The sequence below is a fragment of the Vibrio sp. 1557 genome, assembly GCF_033340175.1.
In the GTDB taxonomy this organism is placed as follows: Bacteria; Pseudomonadota; Gammaproteobacteria; order Enterobacterales; family Vibrionaceae; genus Vibrio; species Vibrio alginolyticus.
This window is the reverse complement of the sequence record NZ_JAWOVZ010000167.1, coordinates 1-1,268: the sequence shown is the minus strand read 5'-3', so window position 1 is coordinate 1,268 and position 1,268 is coordinate 1. Positions and strand designations below refer to the sequence as shown.

General features: G+C 50.2%; 1 protein-coding gene. It reads right to left on the bottom strand.

Features of this window, described 5'->3' with window-relative positions:
* Window positions 1-1,268 (bottom strand): TRAP transporter fused permease subunit (locus R7070_RS25555; protein WP_318141434.1); only part of this gene is annotated, 1,268 nt, incomplete at both ends.

Below are 1,268 nucleotides of genomic sequence, written 5' to 3'. Positions count from 1 at the left end.
AGAAGCGCTCTATTGTTAAACACCAAACCAGTACGACGATAGGTAGCAGGTAGTGTAAGCCAGACTTCACTGTAGGACCCGGATCTGGCACTTCAGTCAGCTCCGCATCAATCTCAATTGCGCCATCTTTCATGTGGTTCGCAGAAATTTTTACGAGGCCGACGTAGGCGATGAGTAGCGCGATCGTTACTATCGTAGTCGCTGCGTCGCCAAAGACATCTTTCGTCCAACCTACACCGTAGTACACCAAAGCGCTGATTACACACAGACCTAAAATGGTAGCCGTGAATGACAGTAGGCTTTGCAGTAACGTTGGATTATGACGACGAGGTAAGCCAGTCATGCCCGCTTTACATGCTTCAAGGTGAACGATGTAAATCAACGCGATGTAGGAAATCAGCGCTGGAAGTAATGCCGCTTTGATAACCTCTACGTAAGAAATCCCAACGTATTCCACCATCAAAAACGCTGCCGCGCCCATGATTGGCGGGGTGAGCTGACCATTGGTTGACGCTGCCACTTCAACGGCACCCGCTTTTGTGCCCGGGAAGCCGACTCGTTTCATCAATGGAATGGTAAAAGTACCCGTGGTTACGACGTTTGCGATCGATGATCCTGAAACCAGACCCGATAGACCAGATGCGACAACCGCGGCTTTAGCTGGGCCGCCTTTCATATGACCAAGTAGAGAAAATGCGACTTTAATGAAGTAAGCACCCGCACCCGCACGCTCTAGCATCGCGCCAAACAGTACAAACAAGAATACGAAAGAAGTGGATACACCTAACGCAACACCAAATACCCCTTCGGTGGTTAGCCACAGATGCGACATCGCTTTACCTAAGCTTGCGCCTTTGTGGGCTATGACATCTGGCATGTATGGGCCAGCAAACGTGTAAGTCAGGAACACGGCGGCCACAACCATTAGCGGAGGCCCTAATGCACGACGAGTCGCTTCAAGTAGCAATATCATGCCAACGACCGCAACCACAATATCGGCAGTGGTGGGCGCGCCGGAACGTCCTGCGAGTTCGGTGTAGAAAAGGTAGATATAGGCAGCCGAAAAGCTACCCGCTAACGCGAGAATCCAATCCACAAGAGGAATGTGATCACGCGGAGAGTTCTTCATTGCTGGATAAGCAGTGAAGGCCAAAAATATCGCGAAAGTGAGGTGAATCGCTCGCGCTTCAGTGTCATTCAGTACGCCAAAATTGAAAATAAATGGTAGCGGGGAGGCGTACCATAATTGAAATAGTGACCAACACAGA